The sequence below is a fragment of the Paracoccus tegillarcae genome (genome assembly GCF_002847305.1).
Taxonomy (GTDB): Bacteria; Pseudomonadota; Alphaproteobacteria; order Rhodobacterales; family Rhodobacteraceae; genus Paracoccus; species Paracoccus tegillarcae.
Window position 1 is genome coordinate 1,140,942 of sequence record NZ_CP025408.1, and the last position, 22,625, is coordinate 1,163,566.

Below are 22,625 nucleotides of genomic sequence, written 5' to 3' on the forward strand. Positions count from 1 at the left end.
CAGACAGGAGGATATCTCTGATGAAAACCACGCATATCGCCACCGCCTTCGCCGCAGCCATCACCATGGCGGGCATGGCCCATGCCGACGAGATGAAAAAAGCGGAGATGGAAAAATGCTACGGCGTCGCCCTGGCAGGCGAAAACGATTGCGCCGCTGGCCCCGGCACGACCTGCGCCGGCACTTCAACCTCGGACTATCAGGGCAATGCCTGGAAACTGGTCCCGGCCGGCACCTGTGTCGACATGGAAACCCCGGCTGGCCACAATGGCAGCCTAGAAGTGATCGAAATGTAAGACCCCCGGGGCGCGGTTTTCCCTGACCGCGCCCTACCTTTCCAGCTGAATCCGAGGTTCACATGTCACTGCCAGCAGCGCCCGGCCTGGGCTTCAAGTCAGAACATTTCCCCGCCATCCGCGAAAGCCGCCCCGATCTGGGCTTTTTCGAGGTCCATGCCGAGAATTTCATGGGCGACGGCGGTGCACCTCATGCCATGCTTACAGCCTTGCGCGCTGATTATGCGATTTCCCTGCACGGCGTGGGCCTGTCCATCGGCGGCCCCGGCCCCCTGGACGGCGACCATCTGAACCGGCTGAAATCGCTGTGCGACCGTTACCAGCCAGACAGTTTTTCCGAACATCTGGCCTGGTCCAGCCATGGCAGCGAATATCTGAACGATCTTCTGCCCCTGCCCTATACCGACGAAACGCTTCAACGCATTTGCCAGCATATCGACCATCTTCAGCATTTTCTGGGTCGCCAGATGCTGCTTGAAAACCCGTCGACCTATGTGCTGTTCGAACAGTCCACCATCTCCGAGACCGACTTTCTGGCCCAGATCGTGCGCCGTACCGGATGCGGCCTGCTGCTGGACGTGAACAATGTCTTTGTCAGCTGCTCCAACCATCGGACCGATCCGCGCGCTTATCTGGACGCCTTTCCGATGCATGCGGTGGGCGAGATCCATCTGGGTGGCCACGATCAAGAGGACCTGCCCGATGGCCCGCTGCTGATCGACGCGCATGGCAGCGAAATTGCCGATCCGGTCTGGACGCTCTATGCCGATGTGCTTGCCCGCAGCGGCCCGCTGCCCTCGCTGATCGAATGGGACAATGATGTTCCCGAATTCCCGGTGCTGATGGCCGAGGTCGAGCGCGCCAGAGCCGTCATTCAGGGGTCGCGCAATGCCCTTGCCAGTTGAGGATACGCATCACGGCTTTGCCGATGATTTCCGCCGCGCGCTGACGGCGGACCATCTGCCACGTGGTGTGACCGCGGCGACCGACGGCGGGCTGGCCCCGAACCGAGCGGCGCTTGCGGCGCGGTTTGCGGTCTATCGCAACAATGTCATGCACAGCCTGTCGCGCGCCTTGGCCCGCCGATTTCCGGTGATCGAACGGCTTGTCGGTGCAGAGTTCTTTGCTGCGATGGCGGTCGAGTTCATCCATGCGCATCCCCCGCGCTCTCCGGTTCTCATCGCATGGGGCGGCGAATTTCCGGGCTTTCTGCAGGGCTTTCCGCCGGTCGCGTCATTGCCCTATCTGCCCGACGTCGCGCGGCTGGAATATGCGCGCGGGCAGGCTTACCACGCCGCTGACATCAAGCCGATGGACAGCGCCGCCCTGGCGGCTTGCGGGCAGCCCGACCGGCTGAGCCTGACACTGGCGCCCGGCACCAGATTGCTCTGCTTTGATCATCCGGCGGTCACGATCTGGCAGGCAAACCAACCCGGCGGCAATCCCTCAACCCGCGCCGAAGGCCCGGAAAAGGCACTGATCTACCGCAGGCCGGATTTTCAGGTGCCTGTGCGCAGTGTGTCCGACGATACCGCCGCCTTTCTGGCGGCTGTGATCGGGGGGGACTCATTGGCTGATGCGGCAACCCATGTCGTCGATCCGACACCCATGCTGACCCTGCTGATCAGCGAAGGGCTGATCGCGGCGGCCGATATCAAGGAACAACAAAAATGATTACCGCATCCATTCAACGTTTCAACAGCGCCGCCGGCACCATTCCCTATTCGCTGGTCGCACTGGCCGCGCGCGTGTTTCCCGCCGCCGTATTCTGGCAATCGGGCCGCACCAAGGTGGACGGGCTGTTCACCATCAGCGATTCCACGTTCTTTCTGTTCCGCGAAGAATATGCCCTGCCTCTGATCCCCTCGGATCTGGCGGCGAGGCTCGGCACCCTCGCGGAACATCTGTTCCCGATCCTGTTGGTGCTGGGCCTGATGACACGACTGTCGGCGCTGGCGCTGCTGGTCATGACGGCGGTGATCCAGATCTTCGTCTATCCAGCCGCTTGGCCTACGCACGGGATCTGGGCGGCGTGTTTTCTGCTGCTGCTGGCCTATGGGCCGGGCAACTGGTCAATGGATCGGTGGCTGGGGCTGGAACAGCCCCGCCCCTGATCGTCAGGCGTCGTCGCGCGGGTCGTGCTCGGTCACCGTTTCGTGGCTCGGATCGCGGTGCCTGCGCATGACCTGCAGCGTGTCATAACCCGCCAGCAGCAGCGTCAGCAGGATCACCCCGCCCAGATCCCAACGCGGGACATAGATCACCAGAGTGACCAGAAAACCGACCAGAATCGCATAGGCCAGACCTGCCATGATCCTGTCCATCATGCTGTCGTCTCCTCTTCGATTTCGCTGGCGGCTGTCACATGTTGCATCAGCCAGTTCGCGCTGCGCAACAGCCGCGCATCATCGCCAACCCGCCCGATCAGTTGCAGGCCCATCGGCAGACCGTTTTCATCGCTGAACAGGGGCAGGGTCACAGCGGGTGTGCCGCACAACGTCCAGATCCCGTTGAATGTCGGGTCGCCGGTGCTGTCCAACCCTGCGGGCGCAGGGCCGACGCTGGCCGCACACAGGATTGCATCGCAGCGATCAAACAGCCGGTCCAGCCCTGCGTTCAGAACCTCGCGCCAATCCAGTGCGGACAGATAGTCACGCGCGGGGATGGCCTTGCCCTCATCCATCGCCTCGGTCAGGATCGGCGACATCAGCTCGCGCCCGCGCTTTTCGTAACCGTAAAAGAATTTCGCCATCTCGGCCTTGTTGATCCGGGTGCGGATCGCGACGGCCTCGCCAAACATGCCGGGCAGCGCAAAGCGTTCGCAGCGATCACCCAGCAACGCCGCCACCTCATCCAGCGCGGCCCTCATCTGCTGCGGCACCTCGGGCGGGGCGGGCAGATCGGCCATGGCGAATTGCGGTTTTACGGGCGGGCGGGCGATGGCTATCTGCAGCAGCCGGGGCGCGGGCATTGGGTCGGTTGCCGCATCATCGGGGTCGTGGCCCGCAAGCACCTCGGCCAACAGGGCGGCATCCTCAACCGTGCGGGCAAAGACCCCGACCGTATCGAGAAACGGCGATTGCGGCAGGATACCCGTGCGCCCGATCTGCCCAAAGCTGGGTTTGAAGCCAACAATGCCGCAGAACGAGGCAGGCCGGATCACCGATCCGCCGGTTTGCGTGCCCACGGCCAGCGGCACCATGCCCGCGGCAACCGCCACGGCAGAGCCCGCCGAAGAGCCACCCGGCGTTCGCGACGGATCATGCGGATTGCGCGATTTGGACGGGTTCATATAGGCCATCTCGGTGGTCACGGTCTTACCCATGATCACCGCACCGGCGGCGCGCAGCCGTGTCACCAATGCGGCATCCTTGTCGGGCACACGGCCCTTGTCGATGGCGGTGCCGTTCTCGCCCGGCACACCGGCCACGTCGATCACATCCTTGATGCCCACCGGCAGGCCGTGCAGCGGCCCGATGGCCGCCCCCGACTTGCGCCGTGCGTCCAGCGCGCGGGCCTGCGCCAGCACATATTCGCCGTCGACCCAGGCCCAGGCCTGCAAGGTGGGCTCTGTCTCGGCGATGCGCTTGAGATGTGCCGTCACCACATCGACCACCGAGACAGCGCCTGCCGCCATGCGGTCGCGCAGCTCGATGGCCGACAGCCCTGTCAGATCAACCGCCATAGAACACCTCGGGCAGGTAGAACACGGTTCCGGGGAAGATATAGACCACCGCCATGGCGACAAAGACCATGAACAGGAACGGCATCACACCGGCAAAGATCTGCGTCAGCTTGACCTCGGGCGGGGCGATCCCTTTCAGGTAATAGGCCGACATGGCCATGGGTGGCGTCAGGAAAGAGGTTTGCAGGTTCAGCGCCACGAGAATGCCGAAGAACAGCGGATCGACCCCGAACATGGTCAAGAGCGGCAAGAAGATCGGCACGAAGATGATGATGATTTCCGACCATTCCAGCGGCCAGCCCAGCAAGAATATGATCAGCTGCGCGAGTAGCAGGAATTGCAGCGGTGTCAGGTCCATGCCGCTCACGAATTCCGATATCAGATGCTCGCCTCCGAGATAGCTGAACACCGACGAGAACGTGTAAGAGCCGACGAACAGCCAGCAAACCATCGCCGTGGTGCGCACCGTCAGATAGACCGATTCCCGCAATCTCTGGAAACTCAGCGCCCGATAGGCAGCAGCCAGCACCAGACCGCCCATGGCGCCGATGGCCGCGGCCTCGGTCGGTGTGGCCAGCCCGAACAGGATCGAGCCAAGGACCGAAATGATCAGCACCGCCAGCGGAAAGAACGAGGTGAAAAGCATCACCATCAGCTTGCCGAAGGGGACCGCCGGCACATCTTCCTCGGACAGGCGCGGCGCGGCTGAGGGCTGCAGGATCGAACGGCCGATGATATAGGTCAGGTACAGGCCCACCAGCACCAGCCCCGGCACCATGGCGCCTGCATAAAGCCGCACGATCGACACGCCCGACGCCGCCGCATAGACGATCAGCATGATCGAGGGCGGGATCAGAATGCCCAACGTACCGCCTGCGCAGATGATCCCGCTGGCAAAGCTGGTATTATAGCGCGCCTTCAGCATCGCCGGCAGGGCCAGCAGCCCCATCAGCGTGACCACAGCACCCACGATCCCGGTTGCGGTAGCGAACAAGGCGCAAGTGATCAGCGCGGCCACACCCATACTGCCGGGCATCCGACGTGCCGCCACGGCAAGCGTGGAAAACAGCCGGTCGACGATATTGGCGCGTTCGACGATATAGCCCATGAACAGGAACAGCGGCACAGCCGTCAGCACCTCGTTCGACATGACCGTATAGGTCTGGTTTATGAACAAATCGAAGATGCGGTTGTTGAACAGCCCCTCTATCCAGGCCGTGAACGAAGTCCAGCCATCGGCCTCTTCGCCCAGCCGGTTAAAGGTCCGCCACATCCGGTCGGCATCGAAATAGGCGTAATAGCCGAACATGATCCCCAGAGCCATCAGCGTGAAGGCGATGGGAAAGCCCAGGAACACCAGAATAATGAATACGCCCAGCATCGACAGGGCGACCTGCGGGTCGGTCACGATTGTTTCTCCGTCCGGGGAATGGTGGGCAGCGCCAGATCAGGCTTCATGCGCGTGCGCCTTTTCGGCCTGCTCGCGGATCAGCAGTTGCTCGGTCTCTTCGACGTCCTCTTCGGCGGCGTACCAGACGCCATCGCGGATCGCCATGATACAGCGCATCACCTGCGCGATGCCCTGTATGAACAGCAGGATACCGGCGGCGACGATCACCGTCTTGAACTGAAAGATCGGAATGCCGGCGGGGCTGTTCACGCTGACCTCGCCGTATTGCCAACTGCGCGATGCGTATTTCCAGCCCGCAAAAATCAGCGCCGAGACGCCGGGAAAGAAGAAGATCAGGTACAGCACCAGATCGACCGCGCCCTGCACGCGCACCGGCCACAGCCGGTACAGGAAGTCACCCCGCACATGGCCGCCCCGCGACAGCGTATAGGCGCCCCCCATCATGAATAGCGTGCCATACATGATGAACGACACGTCCAACGACCAAGATGTCGGTGCGTTGAAGATATAGCGCACGACGACCTCGTAGCTGACGCCAATGGTCATCAGCATGATCAGCCAGCCAAAGGTCTTGCCAAACCAGGCCGACAGGCTGTCGGCAAACCGCACAAAGCGAAGCATCCTATCCCCCGCAAATTGAATCCGCCCCCGACACCGCAACAGGTGCCGGGGGCAGCGTATCGTTCATGGATCAGATCTTCAGTTCGCCGGGGAAGAAATGCTCATAGGCCAATGCATAATCAGGCTTGTCCATGAGTTCGTAGAAGACCGTCCGCTTCACCCAGTCACGCTGGCTGCCCATGATCTTCTTGATCGTTTCATCGGCCTCCAGCGTGGTGATCATCTCGGACCAGGCATCCAGCTGCGCCTGCAGGATATCCTGCGGGGTCTTGTGGATGCTCACACCGCTTTCATCGCGCAGCTTCAGCAGGTCGGCCGAATAGTTGTCCAGCGCATAAGCCGTATTGGCGGTCGAGGCAGCCTCGACGCCGTGCTCAAGGATGGCGCGCAGATCAGGTTCCAGATCTTCCATGACGTCGCGGTTGAACAGGAATTCAAACGCTTCCGACGCCTGGTGATAAGAGCCCATGTAATAGTTCTTGGCCACATCCTGCGCACCAAAGCGCATGTCCGAGGACGGGTTGTTGAACTCGAACGCGTCGATCACGCCACGTTCCATCGCGGGAACGATCTCGCCGCCGGGCAACTGGGCCACGGACATGCCCATGGATTGCAGCAGGTCAGCGGCCAGGCCGACGGTGCGGTATTTCATGCCCTGGATATCGTCGATCCCCGTGATCGGGTTCTTGAACCAGCCGAACGGCTGCGCCGGCATCGGGAAGGCCATCAGACCCACGACGTTCAGACCCATGATATCCTGGGTCAGCTCTGCATAAAGCTCGCGCCCGCCGCCCTGATAGAACCAGCTGAGCATATTGGTGGGGTCGCCACCAAAGACGGGGCCGGTGCCGAACAGCGAGGCGGCCTTGTTCTTGCCATACCAATAGGCGCTGACGGAATGCGCGATGTCGATGACGCCATCGCTGACGCCGTCCATCACCTGAAATGCGCCGACGACCGCACCTGCGGGCAGAAGGTCGATCTGAATGCGTCCCCCCGACATGGCCTGCACGCGGTCGACATATTGCTGGGCCATGGTCTGCCAGATGTCGGATGCCGGCCAGCTGGTCTGCATCTTCAGCACCAGTGGTGACTGTGCCAGAACGGCAGGCGCTGCGATCAATGTACTGGCAGCCGCGCCGCCGGCAATGGCGCCGCCACGGCGAATAAACGAGCGGCGCGAAACCGCCGGCTTCGGTGTATCTTTGGTCATTTATTTCCTCCCTGGGGCATCTGTATACTTTGACACCCACAACACTGTTTCGCCTGAACGCGTTCAAATCAAGACTTTATTCTCTTGCATTCGGCACGTGTCATACATGACCCGCAAGGCAGGACCACACCGATATAAGGCACTAAAACAGCAGTATTGACTGCCCCACGGCGTATTGCGCGGGGCGGTTCAATCTGCAATCAACCATGGGAAATCAGGGAGGATCACTTTAATGTATACGAAATTTTCAGTCGGTCTGGCCACTGCGCTGGCCTTCGCATTGCCGGTATCAGCCGAAACGCTGCGGCTGTCGCACAATGTCGGTGACACCACGACCTGGCAGCAGGGCGCCGAGAAATTTGGTGAATTGCTGGCCGCCGAAACGGACGGCGCCTATGACGTCCGCGTCTTCCCCAATGCTCAGTTGGCCGGTGGCGACCAGATGAAGCAGGCCGAGATGACCGGGCGCGGCGCCATTGACGTCGTGCTGACCTCGGCCATCAACGTCACCCCGTTGGCGCCGGAAATGGCTGCCTTTTCGCTGCCCTACCTGTACGCTGATTACGCCGCCGTGGATCGCACCACCGCAGGCAAGGCCGGCGACAAGATGGAAGAGATCATGGCAGGCCACGGCATCCATATTCTTGCATGGGGCGAGAACGGCTTTCGCGAGGTCACCAATTCCAAGCGCCCGATCAAAACGCCCGCCGATATGGAAGGGCTGAAAATGCGCGTGGCCGGGCCGATGTATATCGACGTGATGAATGATCTGGGCGCGAACCCGCAGCAGATGCAGTGGTCCGAGACCTTCCCGGCACTGCAACAAGGCGTGGTCGACGGGCAGGAAAATCCGATCGGCGCGGTGATCATCCCGCAGCGCGTCTATGAGGTACAGACCTACATCACGCCCTGGCATTACAGCTATGACCCGCTGTTCCTTGGCATCAGCAAAGAACGTTGGGACGCCATGGACGACGCCACCAAGGCGCAGTTCCAGACAGCCGCGGACGAGGCGATGGCCTATCAGATCGACATCAGCCGCAAGGCGACCGATGAGGGGCTGGCCTTCCTGAAGGAACAGGGGATGGAGGTCACCGAACTGACGCCTGAGGAACTGCAGGCCTTCAAGGATGCGACCAAGCCCAGCTTTGACACCTGGTCCGAAAAGGTTGGCGCAGATATTGTGCAACTGTTCACCGACGAAGCCAACGCGGCGCAATAAGTGCGCTTGCTGGACAATTTCGAAAAGATTGTCTGCGCGGTCTTGCTGCTTGGCATGACCGCGCTTGGCTTTGCCAATATCGTGGTGCGTTACGGCACCAGCCATTCCTTTGCCGCGACCGAGGAATTGCTGACCGGCGGTTTCGTCCTGCTGACCGTCTTTGGCGCGGCCATTGCGGCGCGGCGCGGCGAACATCTGGCGGTCGAACTGATTTCCGATCTGCTGCCACCCGCCGCGCGTCGCGTTGTGATCGTGTTGGCTGCGGGATTGTCGATCCTGCTGCTGGCGGCCTCGGTCTGGTTCACCATCGGACTGGTGCAGAACCAGCTGTCCACCGGCATGAAAAGCTATGCGCTGAACCTGCCTTTGTGGTGGTATTCGGCGGCCGTGCCGGTCGGGTTCGCCATGGTCCTGATCCGCTATGTTCAGGCGCTTATGCGGGGGCCAGAACGCGATGAGTGAGATCGGCGCGGGCAGCCTGATGGTGGGCCTGTTCTTCCTGTTTCTGATCCTGCGCGTGCCGGTGGCCTTTGCGCTTGGCCTGTCCGCCATGGTGGCGATGTGGCAATTGGGCTTTGGGCTGGATCTGATCGGCGATCTGCTGACCGCCGGCATCGCCAAATTCTCGTTGCTGGCCATTCCATTCTTCATCCTCGCCGGCAACCTGATGGGTCGGCTTGGCATTGCCGAGCGTATGATCCGGTTTTTCCGCGTGCTGGTTGGCGGATTGCCGGGCGGGATGGGGCTGGTTGGCACCGTCGTATGTCTGTTCTGGGGGGCGGTCAGCGGGTCTGGTCCGGCCTCGGTCGCGGCGATCGGGCCGATGATCATCCGCTCGATGGAAGAGGATGGCTATTCCCGCGCTTTTGCCGCCGGTCTGGTTTGCACCGGGGCGGCCATGTCCATCGTGATCCCGCCTTCGATCGGGCTGGTGATTTATGGGGTTCTGGCCGAGACATCCATCGCCGACCTGTTCATCGCGGCCATCATTCCGGGCCTGCTCTGCGGCGCGCTGATGCTGTGCGCCCTGCCCTTTGGGCGCGCCTCGGGCGACGCCGCCGCCACCCGCGCACTGGTGCCCCCGCCCTATCCGGGCATGGCTTATGGCGCGCGGTTATGGCGTTGTTTTCTGGACAGTTTCTGGGGCTTGATGACGCCCGTGGTTATCCTTGGGGGCATCTATTCGGGCATCTTCACCCCGACCGAGGCTGCCATTGTCGCATCGGTTTATGCGCTGGCGGTGGGCGGGCTGATCTATCGCACGCTGAACATCGACAGCCTTTACCGCGCGCTGGTCGATTCCGCCTCATCTTCGGCCGTGGTCATGCTGGTCGTGGCCTATGCAGGGCTGTTTGGCTGGGTGGTCACGGTCGATGATCTGGTCGGCAGCTATTCAGAGGCGCTGCTGGGGCTGTCGTCGAACACGTTCGTCATCCTCGCGGTGATCATGCTGGTGCTGCTAATCTGCGGCATGTTCATGGACGCGATCACTATCATGTTGATCTGCCTGCCGATTTTTCTGCCGGTGGCGCGCGAGCTGGGCTGGGACCCGGTCTGGTTCGGGGTGCTGGTCATGGTCAATCTGGCCATCGGGCTGTTCACGCCGCCGGTGGGGATCAACCTGTATGTCGCTGCCAATATCACCCGGTTGCCGCTGGAAAAGGTGGCGCGGGGGGCGCTGCCGTTTCTGATCAGCAGCCTGATCGGGCTGGCCCTGATCGCCGGCATCCCGGCGTTGAGCCTGGTGTTCATGGACTGACGCGCAACAGCCGCGGGCGTTGCGTGATGCCACCTGCGCGGGCTGCCATGGACAGGGCCAGCAATTGCTGGTTTTCCGGCGTCACCGGGCGTGCACCGGACGGGCACAGGGTGTGCACAGCCTGTACACAGGCAGCGCGCGGTGGTGTTGCCGTTGTACGATCCAGAGATGCGCACTTGCCAGAAGGCCCCGGACCGCTAAACTGAAGTATATGCTTCAGTATGATTCGAGCCTCAATTCTGCTTTCGCAGCGCTTGCCGACCCGACGCGGCGCGCTGTTGTCGCGCGACTTTGCGAGGGTGAGATGAGCGTTGGCGAACTGTCGGAACCGTTCGATATGTCGCTTTCCGCCGTGGGTCAGCACCTGCGCATTCTTGAAAAGTCGGGGCTGATCGTTACCGAAAAGCGGGGGCGAACCCGCTATTGCAGCGTCGATCACAGAAAGCTTGCCGCCGTCGAAAACTGGCTGAGCGAACGCCGGCGCCACACCATGCGGCGACTGGACCAACTTGAGGAATTTCTTGCAAGGAAAGGGACGCCCGATGTCTGATGCGATCACCCCTGACACCATCAAGAGCACCCGCCTTCTCGCCGCGCGCCCAGAGCGCGTCTTTCGTGCATGGTCCGATCGGGAAGAGCGACTGGAATGGGACGTCCCCGGCAATGATTGGGTGATCGACGACTTTCAGCATGATTTTCGCGAGGACGGGATCGAAACCTCGCGGTTCGGGCCAGAGGGCCGGCCGATTGCCGAAAGCTTTGGACGCTATCTGATCATCGACCCGCCCCACCGCATCGTCAGCGCCGGGGTGATGCGGTCGGTCCGGTCCGGCGAGGTCAGTTCGGCGACGATGATGACGCTTTTGCGACCGTGTCGCAACCCGCGTTGACTGAGGGCAGGCAGAAGGTCAGACCCCAACGACGCTATTCCAACGCCGCTATCCCAACGCCCCTACCCCAACGCATAGCCGGTACCGCGCACGGTGCGGACGGGATTGGCACCGCCATTCTGCATCAGCGCCTTGCGCAAGCGCCCGACATGGACGTCGATGGTGCGGGTGTCGACATAGATGTCGCGGCCCCAGACCCGGTCCAGCAACTGTTCGCGGGTCCAGACCCGGCCCGGCTTTTCCATCAGCGTGGACAGCAGGCGAAATTCGGTCGGGCCAAGATGCAGCGGCTGGCCGGCGCGGAAAACGCGATGTTCGCCCGCATCAAGAATAATGTCCTCATAGGACAGCAGCTCGCCCATGGTGGCGGGACGTGTGCGGCGCAGATGGGTGCGCAAACGGGCCATCAGCTCGACCACGGAATAGGGTTTCACCACATAATCATCGGCCCCCGTTTCCAGGCCGCGCACGCGGTCAACCTCTTCGCTGCGGGCCGACAGCATGATGATCGGGATAGGCCGGGTTGCCGGATCGGATTTGAGCCGTCGGCAGATCTCGATGCCGCTGACATTGGGCAGCATCCAGTCCAGCACGATCAGATCGGGCTGTTCCTCGGCCACAAGCAGCAACGCCTCATCGCCGTTTTCGGCCATGATTGCGCCAAAGCCCTCGGCCTCGAGGTTATAGCGCAGCACTTCGCGTTGCGCGCCCTCGTCCTCGACGACCAGCACCAGCGGGGTTTGTTGTGACGCCATCCTGGCCGCTCCGTTATCTAGCATCGTTTGCCGACATTGCAGGCACGCGGTTATCCTTGGGCCGGCTTTCATCGGGCAATTCGCCGGTGACCAGATAGATCACCTGCTCGGCGATGCCGGTCGCATGATCGCCCATCCGCTCGATGTTCTTGGCGATGAAGTGCAGGTGCATGCAGGCGGTGATGTTGCGCGGGTCCTCCATCATGTGGGTCAGGAATTCGCGGAACATCGCATTATACATCTGATCGACCTCAAGGTCGCGCATGCGCACATCCTCTGCCAGATCGGCATCGCGCTGGATATAGCTGTCCAGCGCATCCGAGACCATCTTGCCCACCGTCGTCGACATCCGGCGCAAGGCGATGCCCGAGCCGTTGATTGCGGGCATCTGGGCCAGCACATGCGTGCGCTTGGCCATGTTCTTGGCGTAATCGCCGACCCGTTCCAGACTGGCCGCGATCTTGATCACCGCCAGCACCATGCGCAGATCGGTGGCGGTGGGCGCGCGCAGGGCGATCAGGCGGGCCGCGTCTTCGTTGATCTGCGCCTCGAGGGCATCGATGGCCTTGTCGCCGCGGCGCACCTCGTCGGCCAGTTCCTCGTCCAGATTGGCCAGCGCGGTGGCGGCGTCGATAATCGCGGTTTCGACCATGCCGCCCATTTTCACAACCTGCGCCTGGATGGTTTCCAGATCGCGGTCAAAGGCCGAAGAGATATGCTTGTCGCGGTTCATGTTCATGTCCTTTGCGCGGCTTAGCCGATGCGGCCCGAAATATAGGATTCCGTGCGCGGGTCCTGCGGCTTGGTAAAGATATCGTCGGTCTCACCATATTCGACCAGATTGCCCAGGTGGAAAAAGGCGGTTTTCTGGCTGACCCGCGCGGCCTGCTGCATCGAGTGGGTCACAATGACGACCGAGAACTGTTCGCGCAACTGGTCGATCAGTTCCTCGACCTGGCTGGTCGCGATCGGGTCCAGCGCCGAGCAGGGTTCGTCCATCAGCAGCACTTCGGGCTGGGTGGCCACGGCGCGGGCGATGCACAGGCGCTGTTGCTGGCCGCCCGACAACCCGGTGCCCGGTTCCTGCAGGCGGTCCTTGACCTCGTTCCACAGCGCCGCCCCGCGCAGCGACTGTTCGACGATGTCATCAACCTCGGCGCGGTTGCGGGTCAGGCCGTGGATGCGCGGGCCATAGGCCACGTTGTCGTAGATCGACTTGGGGAACGGGTTCGGCTTTTGGAACACCATGCCGACCTTGGCGCGCAGTTGCACCGGATCGACGCGGCGATCATAGATATCGCGGCCATCCAGCGAGATGTTTCCCTGAACCCGGCAGATGTCGATGGTGTCGTTCATCCGGTTGATGCAGCGCAGAAAGGTCGACTTGCCGCAGCCCGAGGGGCCGATAAAGGCCGTCACGGTCTTGTCGAGGATATCGACATTGACGTCCTTGATGGCCTGCTTGTCGCCATAAAAGACCTGCACATCACGCGCCGAGATCTTGATGGCTTGCTGGTCCACCGCGTTTTCCAGTCGGGTCATATCGTTCATATTATCCATCCCAGCCGCAATCCTACCAGCGGCGTTCGAACTTGTTGCGAAGGAAGATCGCGACAGCGTTCATCATGACAAGAAAGCCGAGCAGCACGAGGATCGCGGCCGAGGTCCGGCTGACAAAACCGCGTTCCGGGCTATCGGCCCAGATATAGATCTGCGTCGGCAGAGAGGTCGCGGCATCCAGCGGCGTGGCCGGTGCGGCGGTGATAAAGGCGTTCATCCCGATCAGCAGCAGCGGTGCTGTTTCACCCAGTGCTTGCGCCAGGCCGATGATCGTGCCGGTCAGGATGCCGGGCATGGCCAGCGGCAGCACATGGCCAAAGACCACCTGCTGACGCGACGCGCCGACGCCCAGTGCGGCCTCGCGGATCGATGGCGGCACCGCCTTCAGCGCGTTTCTGGTCGCGATGATGATCGTTGGCAGCGTCATCAGCGACAGCGTCATACCGCCGACCAGCGGGGCCGAGCGCGGCATGCCGAACCAGCCCAGAAACACCGCCAGCGCCAGCAGCCCGAACACCACCGAAGGCACGGCTGCCAGATTGTTGATGTTGATCTCGATCAGGTCGCTGAACCGGTTTTTGGGGGCGAATTCTTCCAGATAGATCGCCGCACCGATGCCGACCGGAAATGAGATCAGGAAACAGACCAGCAGCGTGTAGAACGATCCGATCAGCGCGCCCTTGAGGCCCGCGGCCTCGGGAAAGCGGGAATCGGCATTGAGAAACAGCGCGGTGTTGAAGGGCAGGGAAATCAGCCCGGCATCCTCGATCTTTTCGAACACGGCTACATCCTCGGGCGAAAAGCGGCTGCTGCGGCCCTCGACGACGGCGCGGCTGAGGACGCCCTTGTTCAACTGGTCATAAGGGTCCGACGCCGCGACCTCGATCTGGGTGCTTTGCCCGATCAGCGAGGGATCGTTGACCACCGCATCGCGGATCTGGAAGCGCGCCTGACTGGTCAGGATGTCTTCGGCGATCTCGAGTTCATCCTCGGACAGGAACGGAAAGCTTTCCTGCACGGCCCCGGAAAACACGGCGCGATAATTGCCGTCAGCCGGCGCATCGGCGGAAACATTTTCCGCCGAGATTGGCACGGTCAGCGTCACATGGGTCTGGCGAAAGGCCTTGGCCCCCTCGCCCACCAGCGTCCACAGCAGGATGACCAGCATCGTCACCGCGATAGCCAGAGCGGCGATGCCAAGGGATTTGAGGATGGTTTCGCCGCGATGCCGCTTGCGCAAATTGTCACTTGCGCGCTGCGAACTCCACTGGCCTTCGATATCGGGTTGCGTCGCCATGTTGGGCCTCAATCGTAAAGTTCGCGGTACTTGCGGACGATCCGCAGCGCCAGAATGTTGATGAGCAGCGTAAAGATGAACAGCATCAGACCAAGGGCAAAGGCCGCCAGCGTCTTGGGGCTGTCAAACGAGGTGTCACCGATCAGCAGCGTCATGATCTGCACGGTGATCGTCGTCACGCTGTCCAGCGGGTTCAGCGTCAGATTGGCCATGATGCCCGCTGCCATCACCACGATCATGGTTTCACCGATGGCGCGGCTGACGGCCAGAAGGATCCCACCGACAATGCCGGGAATGGCCGCCGGGAACAGCACCTTGAGCATCGTCTCGGACCGGGTAGAGCCAAGCGCCAGACTGCCGTCGCGCAGGCTGCGCGGCACGGCTGACAGCGCGTCATCGGTGAAGGACGAGATGAACGGGATCAGCATGATCGCCATCACCCCGCCTGCCGCCAGCGCCGTGTTGGGCGAAACGGAAATCCCCATCGCGGCACCTGTATCGCGCAGGAACGGCGCCACCGTCAGGGTGGCGAAGAAGCCGTAAACCACGGTCGGAATACCGGCCAGAATTTCAAGGATCGGCTTGATGGTCTTTCGCACACGCCTTGAGGCGAACTCGTTCAGGTAGATCGCCGAAAACAGGCCGATTGGCACGGCGAAGAACAGGGCAACCGTCGTGATGACCAGCGTGCCGGTCAGTACCGGCAACCAGCCAAATGCGCCCTCGGCCGCGATCTGATCGGCGCGGATGGGCATTTGCGGTTCCCAACTGGTGCCGAACAGGAACTCGGTAATCGGGACCATGCGGAAAAAGCGGATGGATTCGAACACCAGCGACAGAATGATGCCCACGGTCACAAGGATGGCAAAGACCGAGCAGGCGACCATGACACCGTGGATAATGGCCTCTGCGCCCTGTCTGGCGCGAAATTCGGCGTCAACCCGGCGGCGGGCAAAGGCAAGCAGGCCAAAGCCCAGCCCGGCAACGACGATCACCAGAAGCCAGTTCGATATGTCCTGCAGGCGAACCATGTAGGCGGCGGCGTCCAGTTTCCACTGGTCCGGCTGACCAAATATCTGCCCATTCGCGATCGAGGTGATCTCGGCGCTTACCAGTTGCGGCGCGCCTGCGCCCGTTCCGGTCAGAACGTCAGGCGGCAGCGCGTTCATCACCAGCATGTTGATGACCGGCCCACGAAACGCCAGCCAGACCAGGATCAGCACCAGCAACGGCACCAGAACCAGAAGCGCGGCGTAAAGGCCGTGAAAATAGGGCAGCGAGTGCAGACGCGTCCCGTCCGAACGGATGGCAACAGCCGCCCTTCGGTTGAAGACATACCCGATGACAGCGGCCGTCAGCAGCAGTGCAAATGCGAAAAGAACCATCGAATGCGTCCGCTTTTAAAGGGGTGGCCACGCCCCATGACGAGGCGCGGCCGTTCAGTTGATCGAAGAACGGCTGCCTTAGTCGGTGGGCGCTTCCATCGCCGCACCCGAGGTCACTGCCTCTTGCAGGGTCGCACGCTCTTCATCACCCAGGGCGACCAGGCCGCGCTCGGACAGATAGCCGTCAGCGGCCAGTGCATTGTCGGACATATAGGCGCCGATGAACTCGTCCAGGTTCGGGATCACACCGCGATGTGCGTTCTTGACGTAGAAATACAGCGGGCGCGACAGCGGGTAGGAGCCGTCGCCGATGGTGTCCATATTGGCCGCGACGTCGTTCAGGCTGACATCGCGCAGCTTGTCCTGGTTTTCGAACAGGAACGAATAGCCAAAGATGCCCAGTGCGTTCGGGTCGGCGGCCAGACGCTGCACGATCAGGTTGTCGTTCTCGCCGGCTTCGATGAAGGGGCCGTCGGTGCGCATGCGCGAGCAGTTGTTGTCGATGAAGTCCTCATCACCCGACGCATCGGCCAGCGCGACGAATTCTTCGATCTCTTCGCAACCGGCATGCATGCCCAGTTCGACAAAGGCGTCGCGCGTGCCCGAGGTGGGCGGGGGGCCGAAGACGACGATTTCGGTATCAGGCAGCGATGCGTCGATATCCGACCATTTGGTGTTGGGGTTGGCTATCAGTTCACCGTCGACCGGCACTTCGGCGGCAAGCGCCAGGAACACCTGTGCCAGCGTCAGATTGGTCAGGCCTTCGTTCTCGACCGAGGTTGCGATCGACAGGCCGTCATAGCCGATCATCGCCTCGGAGACGCTATCGACGCCGTTCTGGGCGCAGAGATCGAATTCCGATTTCTTCATGGCGCGCGAGGCACCGGTGATGTCAGGGGTGTTTTCGCCAACGCCTTCGCAGAAAATCTGCATGCCGCCGCCGGTACCGGTCGATTCCACGATCGGCGCCGATGCACCGGTTTCAGCCGCGAATTCCTCGGCAACGGCCTGCGTATAGGGAAAGACGGTCGATGAGCCGACGATGCGGATCTGGTCACGGGCAGCAGCGACGCCAGCGGTGGCCGCGAGCAGCGCGGCCGATGAGATGGCGAGTTTGACGGATTTCATGGATCTCTCCTGATGTAATCTGATGTATTCCGATGGCCAGAATCGGCCTGCCCCGTGATCTAGTTTGTGGCCGTGACGCTTATGCGAATGTTGCGTGACGGTTTTATGACAATCACGGCGCCTGCCGGCCCGGCGCGAACTGCCGCCGATCCGGCCCGCAGGCGGGCTATTGCGCTGGCACCACCCAAGCGAACCTGCGATGATGCGCGCCATGACGATCTGGCACCTTCATCTCTTGAATTCGCGGCACCAGCTGACTGCCATTCTGCCCGATATCCGCGCCGCCGCGCGGCAGGCCGTGGCGCTGGCAGGCGCGCAGGCCGACGTGCCGGATTTCGATCTGGTGTTGCGTGGCCAGCCCGGCGGCGGGATAGCCGATTGGGGCGTCGGCGGTCATGCGCAGGCGCCCGCGCTGATAGAGATCACCCTGAACCCCGCGCGATTCGACCCCGATCTGCTGATCCGGACGCTGGTCCACGAGATGCACCACCTGATCAGGTGGGATGGTCCGGGCTATGGCAAGTCCCTGGGCGAGGCGCTGGTCAGCGAGGGGCTGGCGGGGCATTTCGTGCTGCAGGTTCTGGGCGGCAAGCCCGATCCCCGGGACGCGACCACGCCCTCGGCGGGGACCGCGCGGCGGGCAATGTCCGAATGGTCGCGGCTCAGCTATGACCATGCCGAATGGTTCTTTGGCCGGGGAAAGATCCGCAAATGGTCGGGTTACGGGTTGGGCCACCGGCTGATTGCCGAACATCTGGAGCAACATCCCGGCGGTGACGCCGTGTCGCTGGCCATGACGCGCGCCGATGCCTTTCGCGAGGCGATGCGGCGATTGGCCAAGGTGGATGGTGGCGACAGCGCCGAGGTTGAGACGACGGATGAGGAGGCAACGCCTGACCTCGCATCGGACGCGCCGGACGACAGCCCGGCCCCGCAGAGCAGCACGGCCAAACAGGACGGGCGGGCTATTCCTTGACGGCGCCGGTCATGGACGAAACATAGTAATCCACGAAGAACGAATACAGGATCACCACCGGCAGCGACCCCAGCAGCGCGCCGGACATCAGCGCACCCCATTCATAGATGTCGCCGCGCACCAGTTCAGTCAGCACACCGACCGGAATGGTCTTGTTTTCCGAGCTGGAAATAAAGGTCAGCGCATAGATGAATTCGTTCCATGACAGCGTAAAGGCAAAGATCCCGGCAGAGATCAGGCCGGGCACGGCCAGCGGCAGCACGACCTTGGTCAGGATCTGCCAGCGCGTCGCGCCATCGACCAGCGCGGATTCTTCCAGTTCGAACGGAATGCTGCGGAAATAGCCCATCAGCAGCCAGGTACAGAACGGGATCAGGAAGGTCGGATAGGTCAGGATCAGCGCCAGTTTGCTGTCGAAGATGCCCACCTGAAACACGATGAAGGCCAGCGGGATGAACAGGATCGAAGGCGGCACCAGATAGGCCAGAAAGATCAGAAGCCCGGTGATCCGCGCGCCGGTAAAGCGCAGCCGCTCGATCGCGTAGGCGGCAAAGACCGAGGCCGCCAGCGAAATGAAGGTCGAGGCCGTGGCCACGATCATCGTGTTCCACAGCCAGCCCGGATAGCTGGTTTCAAACAGCAGATACTTGATGTGCTCCAATGTCGCGCCGACCACCCAGAAGGGGCTGTAATTGTCATAGTCGGTCAACTGGTAGTTCGGCTTTACCGCCGTGATCGCCATCCAGTAAAACGGGAACAGCAGCACAAAGATGAAGCAGGCCAAAGGCAGGTAGACCACGAAGATCCGGCGTGCCCGGGTCTCGAACTGATCGACGCCTTCGACATTGTCCTCGACCGGTTTGGGTGTCGCATTCATGGCCTAGTCCCCCCCGCCCTGCTGCCATTTACGGCGCTGCAGACCGAAAAAGCTGAACAGGATCGCCGCCAGCAGGAACGGGATCATGGCAACCGCGATGGCAGCACCCTCGCCCAGTTGACCGCCCGGAATGGCGCGCTGGAACGACAGCGTTGCCATCAGGTGCGTGGCGTTCACGGGGCCGCCGCGCGTCAGCACATAGATCAGCTGGAAGTCGGTGAAGGTGAACAGCACCGAGAAGGTCATCACCACCGCGATGATCGGCGTCAGCAGCGGCAGCGTGACCTTGGTGAAGCGCTGCCAGGGCGTCGCGCCGTCGATGGCGGCGGCCTCGTTCAGCGATTGCGGGATGGTTTGCAGGCCCGCCAGCAGCGAGATGGCGACAAAGGGGATGCCGCGCCAGACATTGGCGGCAATCACCGACCAGCGGGCATTCCACGGATCGCCCAGAAAGTTGATCGGCTGGCTGATCAGCCCCCATTCCATCAGCACCCAGGAGATGATCGAAAACTGCGCGTCAAAGATCCACCAGAAGGCCAGCGCCGACAGAACGGTGGGCACGACCCAGGGCAGCAGGATGATGGCGCGAAAGAAGTTCTTGGCCGGCAGGTGCCGGTTCAACAGCAGCGCCAGCCACAGCCCCAGCCCGAATTTCAGCACCGAGGCCACGAAAGTGTAGACCATGGTGTTAAAGACCGACAGCCAGAAGACCGGGTCCTCGAACAGCCATTGGTAGTTTTCCAGACCGATGAACACGCCGGCCCGTCCGATCCGGGTATCGGTAAAGCCCAGCCAGACGCCAAGGCCCAGAGGGTAGGTCAGAAAACACAGCAGAAACACCGCCGCCGGCAGCATGAACAGAAGGCCCAGCCCGTTCCGGCTGCCGACAAAGCGTGACCAGACCGAGCCGCGAGGCTCATCCACCGGATCGTCCTGTATTCGGTCGGTTGTCGACATGGCGGTGTCCTTTGGTCAGAGCCGGGCCCGCACGAGGGCAGGCCCGGTCAGTGATCAGCGATAGTACCGCGCGATGCGGCGTTCGGCATTGGCGATGGCTTCTTCCGGCGTGCGCTGGCCGCTGACGGCCTCGGCGAACATATCGACCAGAACATAATCGGCCATGGTCCCCGCCGACGCCGCACCCAGAGGCCCGGCATAGCCATTCTCGCGCAGCGATTCCGATGCCTTGGCATAGGGCGCGTGGATCGGGTTCGAGGTCCAGACCGGGTTGTCGGCAAAGCCCTTGAGCGCCTGGCAGCAATAGGCGCTGGCGCCTTCCAGCCAGGCATTCATCTGGTCGGCCTGATACATGAACTCGATATAGGCCTTGGCCGCGTTGGGGAACTGGCAGTGGTTGAAGATCGAGATGGTCGAGGTCTGGTGCAGTTCCACCGATTCGCCGACCGGACCGATCGGCATGGTGGTTGTGCGGATATCCTCGGCGATCTCGGCCAAGGCCGGGTCGTTGATGGCAGCGTAATACAGCGACACGCCGTTTGCCGTCAGCGAGACCTCTCCGGCCAGGAAGGCGCGGTTGTTGTTGATGTCCAGCCAGCTTTCGGTGCCCGGAATAAAGGTCTTGTACAGCTCGATCGCATAGTTGATCGCGGCCAGCGTCTCGGGGCTGTTGATGGCGACCTCGCCTGCCTCGTTCACCGTCATGCCGCCATGCGACCAGAGCAGCCAATGGGCATAGTTGTTGCCGTCACCCACTGCCTTGCCGTGCGGGAAGCCTGCGGGCGTGCCTGCCGCCTGCATCGCCTTGCAGAGTTCAAGAAAGCCCGCCGTGTCGGTCGGAAATTCCTCGAAACCGGCGGCCTTCATGTGGCTGTCGCGATAGCAGATGGCGTTGCCGATGGCGCAAAGCGGCACGGCGATGAACTTGCCGTCCTGCTCGGCATAGGCGCGCAGCCCGTCATACCAGCCGCCATGCTGATCGCCCAATGTGGTGCACAGATCGGTCACATCGACCAACTTGTCGGGATACTGGAACGGGTCGTCGAACCAGCTCATCACCATGTCGGGGCCAGAGCCCACATTGGCGGCAACGGCGGCCTTGGGACGGACGTCCTCCCAGCTTTCCTGGTCGATCTGCACCTGCACACCGGTCGCCTCGGTGAAGGCAGCGGTATTGGTGTTCCACGCCTCTTCCTCGCCCGCGACAAAGGGCACCCAACGCAACAGCCTGAGGCTTGCGCCCTCTTCCGGCTGGAACGTGGCGGCGGCGGCCTGCGCCAGTGCCTTGCGTGCGCCAAAGGGTCCGATCAGGGCCGAACCAGCGGCCAGCGCGGCGGTGCCCTGCAGCAGTTTTCTGCGATCTATGGTCATGTCTTTTCTCCTCCCTGAGATAAGTCGGCGGCCTTGCGGCTGCGCGGTCAGACGGCCGGCCTGGTCAGCCGGTCGCCCGATTCGGCGTCAAACAAATGCACGGCAGCAGGATCGACGCTGATCTGGATTGTATCGCCCGGCCGCGCGGCAACGCGTTCGCGGAACACGCAGGTCACGGGCGCGCCGCCCATCTGCCCGGCGACGTAGGTCTCTGAGCCCGTCGGCTCTGTCACTTCGACTTGCAGCGGAACCTCGCCGCCAAGGGCGATGCCTTCGGGCCGGATGCCGTAAATCAGCGTGCGTCCGTTCCCCACATCGGCAGGCAGCCGCGATGGCGTCGGCAGTGCCTGTCCGTTGCCGGCCGCAAAATGACCGTTGCTCAGCGTTCCCTGAACCATGTTCATCGCCGGGCTGCCGATAAAGCCGGCCACAAACAGATTGGCCGGATTGTCATAGAGTTCCAGCGGCGCGCCGATCTGTTCGACGCGACCGTCATTCATCACCACGATCTTGTCGGCCATGGTCATCGCCTCGATCTGGTCATGGGTCACATAGACGGTGGTCGTCGTCAGGCGGTTGTGCAGGTTCTTGATCTCGGTCCGCATGCTGACCCGCAGCTTGGCATCGAGGTTCGACAGCGGCTCGTCGAACAGGAACACCTGCGGATCGCGTACGATGGCGCGGCCCATGGCGACGCGCTGGCGCTGGCCGCCGGACAATTGCCGGGGATAGCGTTCCAAGAGATGCGCGAGGCCCAGAATTTCAGCGGCAGGCTTGACCCGTTCGGCGATGTCGGCCTTGCTGACACCATTCAACTTGAGCGAGAAACCCATATTCTCGGCGACGGTGAGGTGCGGATACAGAGCGTAGTTCTGGAACACCATCGCAATGTCGCGTTCCTTGGGCGGCAGTTTGTTCACCACCTTGTCGCCGATCAGAATGCGCCCCGAGGTGATGTTTTCCAACCCCGCCAGCATCCGCAGCAGCGTGGATTTCCCGCAGCCCGAAGGGCCGACCAGAACGACGAACTCGCCCTCTTCGATATCAACCGAGACGCCATGCAGCACCTCGGTCTGACCAAAAGATTTACGGACGTCGTCAATGGTGACCGATGCCATTCGGACCCTCCCCCCAGGTATCCATTGCTGGCAAAGCTGACAAAGCAATCAGCAGTTGGCAACCAAATTCTGTTGAATTGCGCGAAATCTCACTGCGCCACAGG

At 62.1% G+C, this 22,625-nt stretch carries 25 protein-coding genes; 10 read left to right on the plus strand and 15 right to left on the minus strand.

Going from position 1 to position 22,625, the window contains the following annotated elements:
• Positions 1-20: 20 nt before the first annotated feature.
• The 4 genes from CUV01_RS05705 (at position 21) to CUV01_RS05720 (ending at position 2,410) form a co-directional block, all read left to right on the plus strand.
• Positions 21-296, plus strand: a complete 276-nt coding sequence (locus tag CUV01_RS05705; protein WP_101459629.1) for a BufA1 family periplasmic bufferin-type metallophore — start codon at positions 21-23, stop codon at positions 294-296.
• A 62-nt stretch (positions 297-358) separates the two neighbouring features.
• The gene (gene bufB / locus CUV01_RS05710) at positions 359-1,201 is read left to right on the plus strand and encodes an MNIO family bufferin maturase (protein ID WP_101459630.1); all 843 of its coding nucleotides are present in this window, start codon (positions 359-361) and stop codon (positions 1,199-1,201) included.
• The gene (locus CUV01_RS05715; RefSeq protein ID WP_101459631.1) at positions 1,185-1,970 is read left to right on the plus strand and encodes an HvfC/BufC N-terminal domain-containing protein; all 786 of its coding nucleotides are present in this window, start codon (positions 1,185-1,187) and stop codon (positions 1,968-1,970) included. The genes bufB and CUV01_RS05715 overlap by 17 nt, the downstream gene beginning before the upstream one ends.
• The gene (locus tag CUV01_RS05720; protein WP_101459632.1) at positions 1,967-2,410 is read left to right on the plus strand and encodes a DoxX family protein; all 444 of its coding nucleotides are present in this window, start codon (positions 1,967-1,969) and stop codon (positions 2,408-2,410) included. Before CUV01_RS05715 ends, CUV01_RS05720 begins: the two co-directional genes overlap by 4 nt.
• A 3-nt stretch (positions 2,411-2,413) precedes the next feature.
• On the opposite strand, the gene CUV01_RS05725 is transcribed toward CUV01_RS05720, so the two are convergent.
• The 5 genes from CUV01_RS05725 to CUV01_RS05745 all read right to left on the minus strand — a co-directional run bounded on the left by CUV01_RS05725 (position 2,414) and on the right by CUV01_RS05745 (position 7,226).
• Positions 2,414-2,623, minus strand: a complete 210-nt coding sequence (locus CUV01_RS05725) for a hypothetical protein (protein WP_101459633.1) — start codon at positions 2,621-2,623, stop codon at positions 2,414-2,416.
• Complete coding sequence (locus CUV01_RS05730) at positions 2,620-3,981, minus strand: amidase (protein ID WP_101459634.1); 1,362 nt, start codon at positions 3,979-3,981, stop codon at positions 2,620-2,622. Before CUV01_RS05730 ends, CUV01_RS05725 begins: the two co-directional genes overlap by 4 nt.
• Entirely contained in the window at positions 3,971-5,389 is a 1,419-nt protein-coding gene (locus tag CUV01_RS05735; protein ID WP_101459635.1) for a TRAP transporter large permease, read from the minus strand. Before CUV01_RS05735 ends, CUV01_RS05730 begins: the two co-directional genes overlap by 11 nt.
• Before the next feature lie 39 nt (positions 5,390-5,428).
• Positions 5,429-6,013: a TRAP transporter small permease subunit gene (locus CUV01_RS05740; protein ID WP_101459636.1), complete on the minus strand. Its 585-nt coding sequence runs from the start codon at positions 6,011-6,013 to the stop codon at positions 5,429-5,431.
• A 70-nt stretch (positions 6,014-6,083) separates the two neighbouring features.
• Positions 6,084-7,226, minus strand: coding sequence for a TRAP transporter substrate-binding protein (locus tag CUV01_RS05745; protein ID WP_101459637.1), 1,143 nt, complete (start codon positions 7,224-7,226; stop codon positions 6,084-6,086).
• Positions 7,227-7,458: 232 nt separating this feature from the next.
• On the opposite strand from CUV01_RS05745, the gene CUV01_RS05750 reads away from it, so the two are divergent.
• The 5 genes from CUV01_RS05750 to CUV01_RS05770 all read left to right on the plus strand — a co-directional run bounded on the left by CUV01_RS05750 (position 7,459) and on the right by CUV01_RS05770 (position 11,097).
• Entirely contained in the window at positions 7,459-8,448 is a 990-nt protein-coding gene (locus CUV01_RS05750) for a DctP family TRAP transporter solute-binding subunit (RefSeq protein ID WP_101459638.1), read from the plus strand.
• Between the two features lie 6 nt (positions 8,449-8,454).
• Positions 8,455-8,910, plus strand: a complete 456-nt coding sequence (locus tag CUV01_RS05755; RefSeq protein ID WP_422385865.1) for a TRAP transporter small permease — start codon at positions 8,455-8,457, stop codon at positions 8,908-8,910.
• Complete coding sequence (locus CUV01_RS05760; RefSeq protein WP_101459639.1) at positions 8,903-10,207, plus strand: TRAP transporter large permease; 1,305 nt, start codon at positions 8,903-8,905, stop codon at positions 10,205-10,207. The genes CUV01_RS05755 and CUV01_RS05760 overlap by 8 nt, the downstream gene beginning before the upstream one ends.
• 211 nt (positions 10,208-10,418) lie before the next feature.
• Positions 10,419-10,757 (plus strand): ArsR/SmtB family transcription factor, encoded by a 339-nt coding sequence (locus CUV01_RS05765; protein ID WP_101459640.1) that lies wholly within the window; start codon positions 10,419-10,421, stop codon positions 10,755-10,757.
• The gene (locus CUV01_RS05770; protein WP_101459641.1) at positions 10,750-11,097 is read left to right on the plus strand and encodes an SRPBCC domain-containing protein; all 348 of its coding nucleotides are present in this window, start codon (positions 10,750-10,752) and stop codon (positions 11,095-11,097) included. The genes CUV01_RS05765 and CUV01_RS05770 overlap by 8 nt, the downstream gene beginning before the upstream one ends.
• A 62-nt stretch (positions 11,098-11,159) precedes the next feature.
• Here CUV01_RS05770 and phoB read toward each other — a convergent pair whose 3' ends face one another.
• From phoB to CUV01_RS05800, 6 genes are all read right to left on the minus strand, one after another.
• On the minus strand, positions 11,160-11,852 hold the full coding sequence (phoB, locus tag CUV01_RS05775) for a phosphate regulon transcriptional regulator PhoB (RefSeq protein ID WP_101459642.1): 693 nt from the start codon (positions 11,850-11,852) through the stop codon (positions 11,160-11,162).
• Positions 11,853-11,865: 13 nt separating this feature from the next.
• Complete coding sequence (gene phoU / locus CUV01_RS05780; RefSeq protein ID WP_101461888.1) at positions 11,866-12,585, minus strand: phosphate signaling complex protein PhoU; 720 nt, start codon at positions 12,583-12,585, stop codon at positions 11,866-11,868.
• Between the two features lie 20 nt (positions 12,586-12,605).
• On the minus strand, positions 12,606-13,403 hold the full coding sequence (gene pstB / locus CUV01_RS05785; RefSeq protein WP_101461889.1) for a phosphate ABC transporter ATP-binding protein PstB: 798 nt from the start codon (positions 13,401-13,403) through the stop codon (positions 12,606-12,608).
• 22 nt (positions 13,404-13,425) lie between these two features.
• Positions 13,426-14,709 carry a phosphate ABC transporter permease PstA gene (gene pstA / locus CUV01_RS05790; RefSeq protein WP_101459643.1) on the minus strand — a complete coding sequence of 428 codons (1,284 nt, stop codon included), beginning with the start codon at positions 14,707-14,709 and terminating at the stop codon, positions 13,426-13,428.
• A gap of 8 nt (positions 14,710-14,717) precedes the next feature.
• Positions 14,718-16,094, minus strand: a complete 1,377-nt coding sequence (pstC, locus tag CUV01_RS05795; protein ID WP_101459644.1) for a phosphate ABC transporter permease subunit PstC — start codon at positions 16,092-16,094, stop codon at positions 14,718-14,720.
• A 78-nt stretch (positions 16,095-16,172) separates the two neighbouring features.
• Positions 16,173-17,222 carry a substrate-binding domain-containing protein gene (locus CUV01_RS05800; RefSeq protein ID WP_101459645.1) on the minus strand — a complete coding sequence of 350 codons (1,050 nt, stop codon included), beginning with the start codon at positions 17,220-17,222 and terminating at the stop codon, positions 16,173-16,175.
• A 211-nt stretch (positions 17,223-17,433) separates the two neighbouring features.
• Between CUV01_RS05800 and CUV01_RS05805 the strand changes: the two genes are divergently transcribed.
• Entirely contained in the window at positions 17,434-18,198 is a 765-nt protein-coding gene (locus CUV01_RS05805; protein ID WP_157994783.1) for a DUF2268 domain-containing putative Zn-dependent protease, read from the plus strand.
• Here CUV01_RS05805 and CUV01_RS05810 read toward each other — a convergent pair.
• Genes CUV01_RS05810 through CUV01_RS05825 form a run of 4 tightly spaced genes read right to left on the minus strand, consistent with a single transcriptional unit; the run spans position 18,188 to position 22,521 of the window.
• Positions 18,188-19,075: a carbohydrate ABC transporter permease gene (locus tag CUV01_RS05810; RefSeq protein WP_101459647.1), complete on the minus strand. Its 888-nt coding sequence runs from the start codon at positions 19,073-19,075 to the stop codon at positions 18,188-18,190. The two genes, CUV01_RS05805 and CUV01_RS05810, sit on opposite strands and share 11 nt — an antisense overlap.
• A gap of 3 nt (positions 19,076-19,078) precedes the next feature.
• Entirely contained in the window at positions 19,079-20,032 is a 954-nt protein-coding gene (locus CUV01_RS05815) for a carbohydrate ABC transporter permease (RefSeq protein WP_101459648.1), read from the minus strand.
• 54 nt (positions 20,033-20,086) lie between these two features.
• Positions 20,087-21,403 carry an ABC transporter substrate-binding protein gene (locus tag CUV01_RS05820; protein ID WP_101459649.1) on the minus strand — a complete coding sequence of 439 codons (1,317 nt, stop codon included), beginning with the start codon at positions 21,401-21,403 and terminating at the stop codon, positions 20,087-20,089.
• Between the two features lie 47 nt (positions 21,404-21,450).
• Complete coding sequence (locus tag CUV01_RS05825; RefSeq protein ID WP_101459650.1) at positions 21,451-22,521, minus strand: ABC transporter ATP-binding protein; 1,071 nt, start codon at positions 22,519-22,521, stop codon at positions 21,451-21,453.
• Between the last annotated feature and the right edge of the window lie 104 nt (positions 22,522-22,625).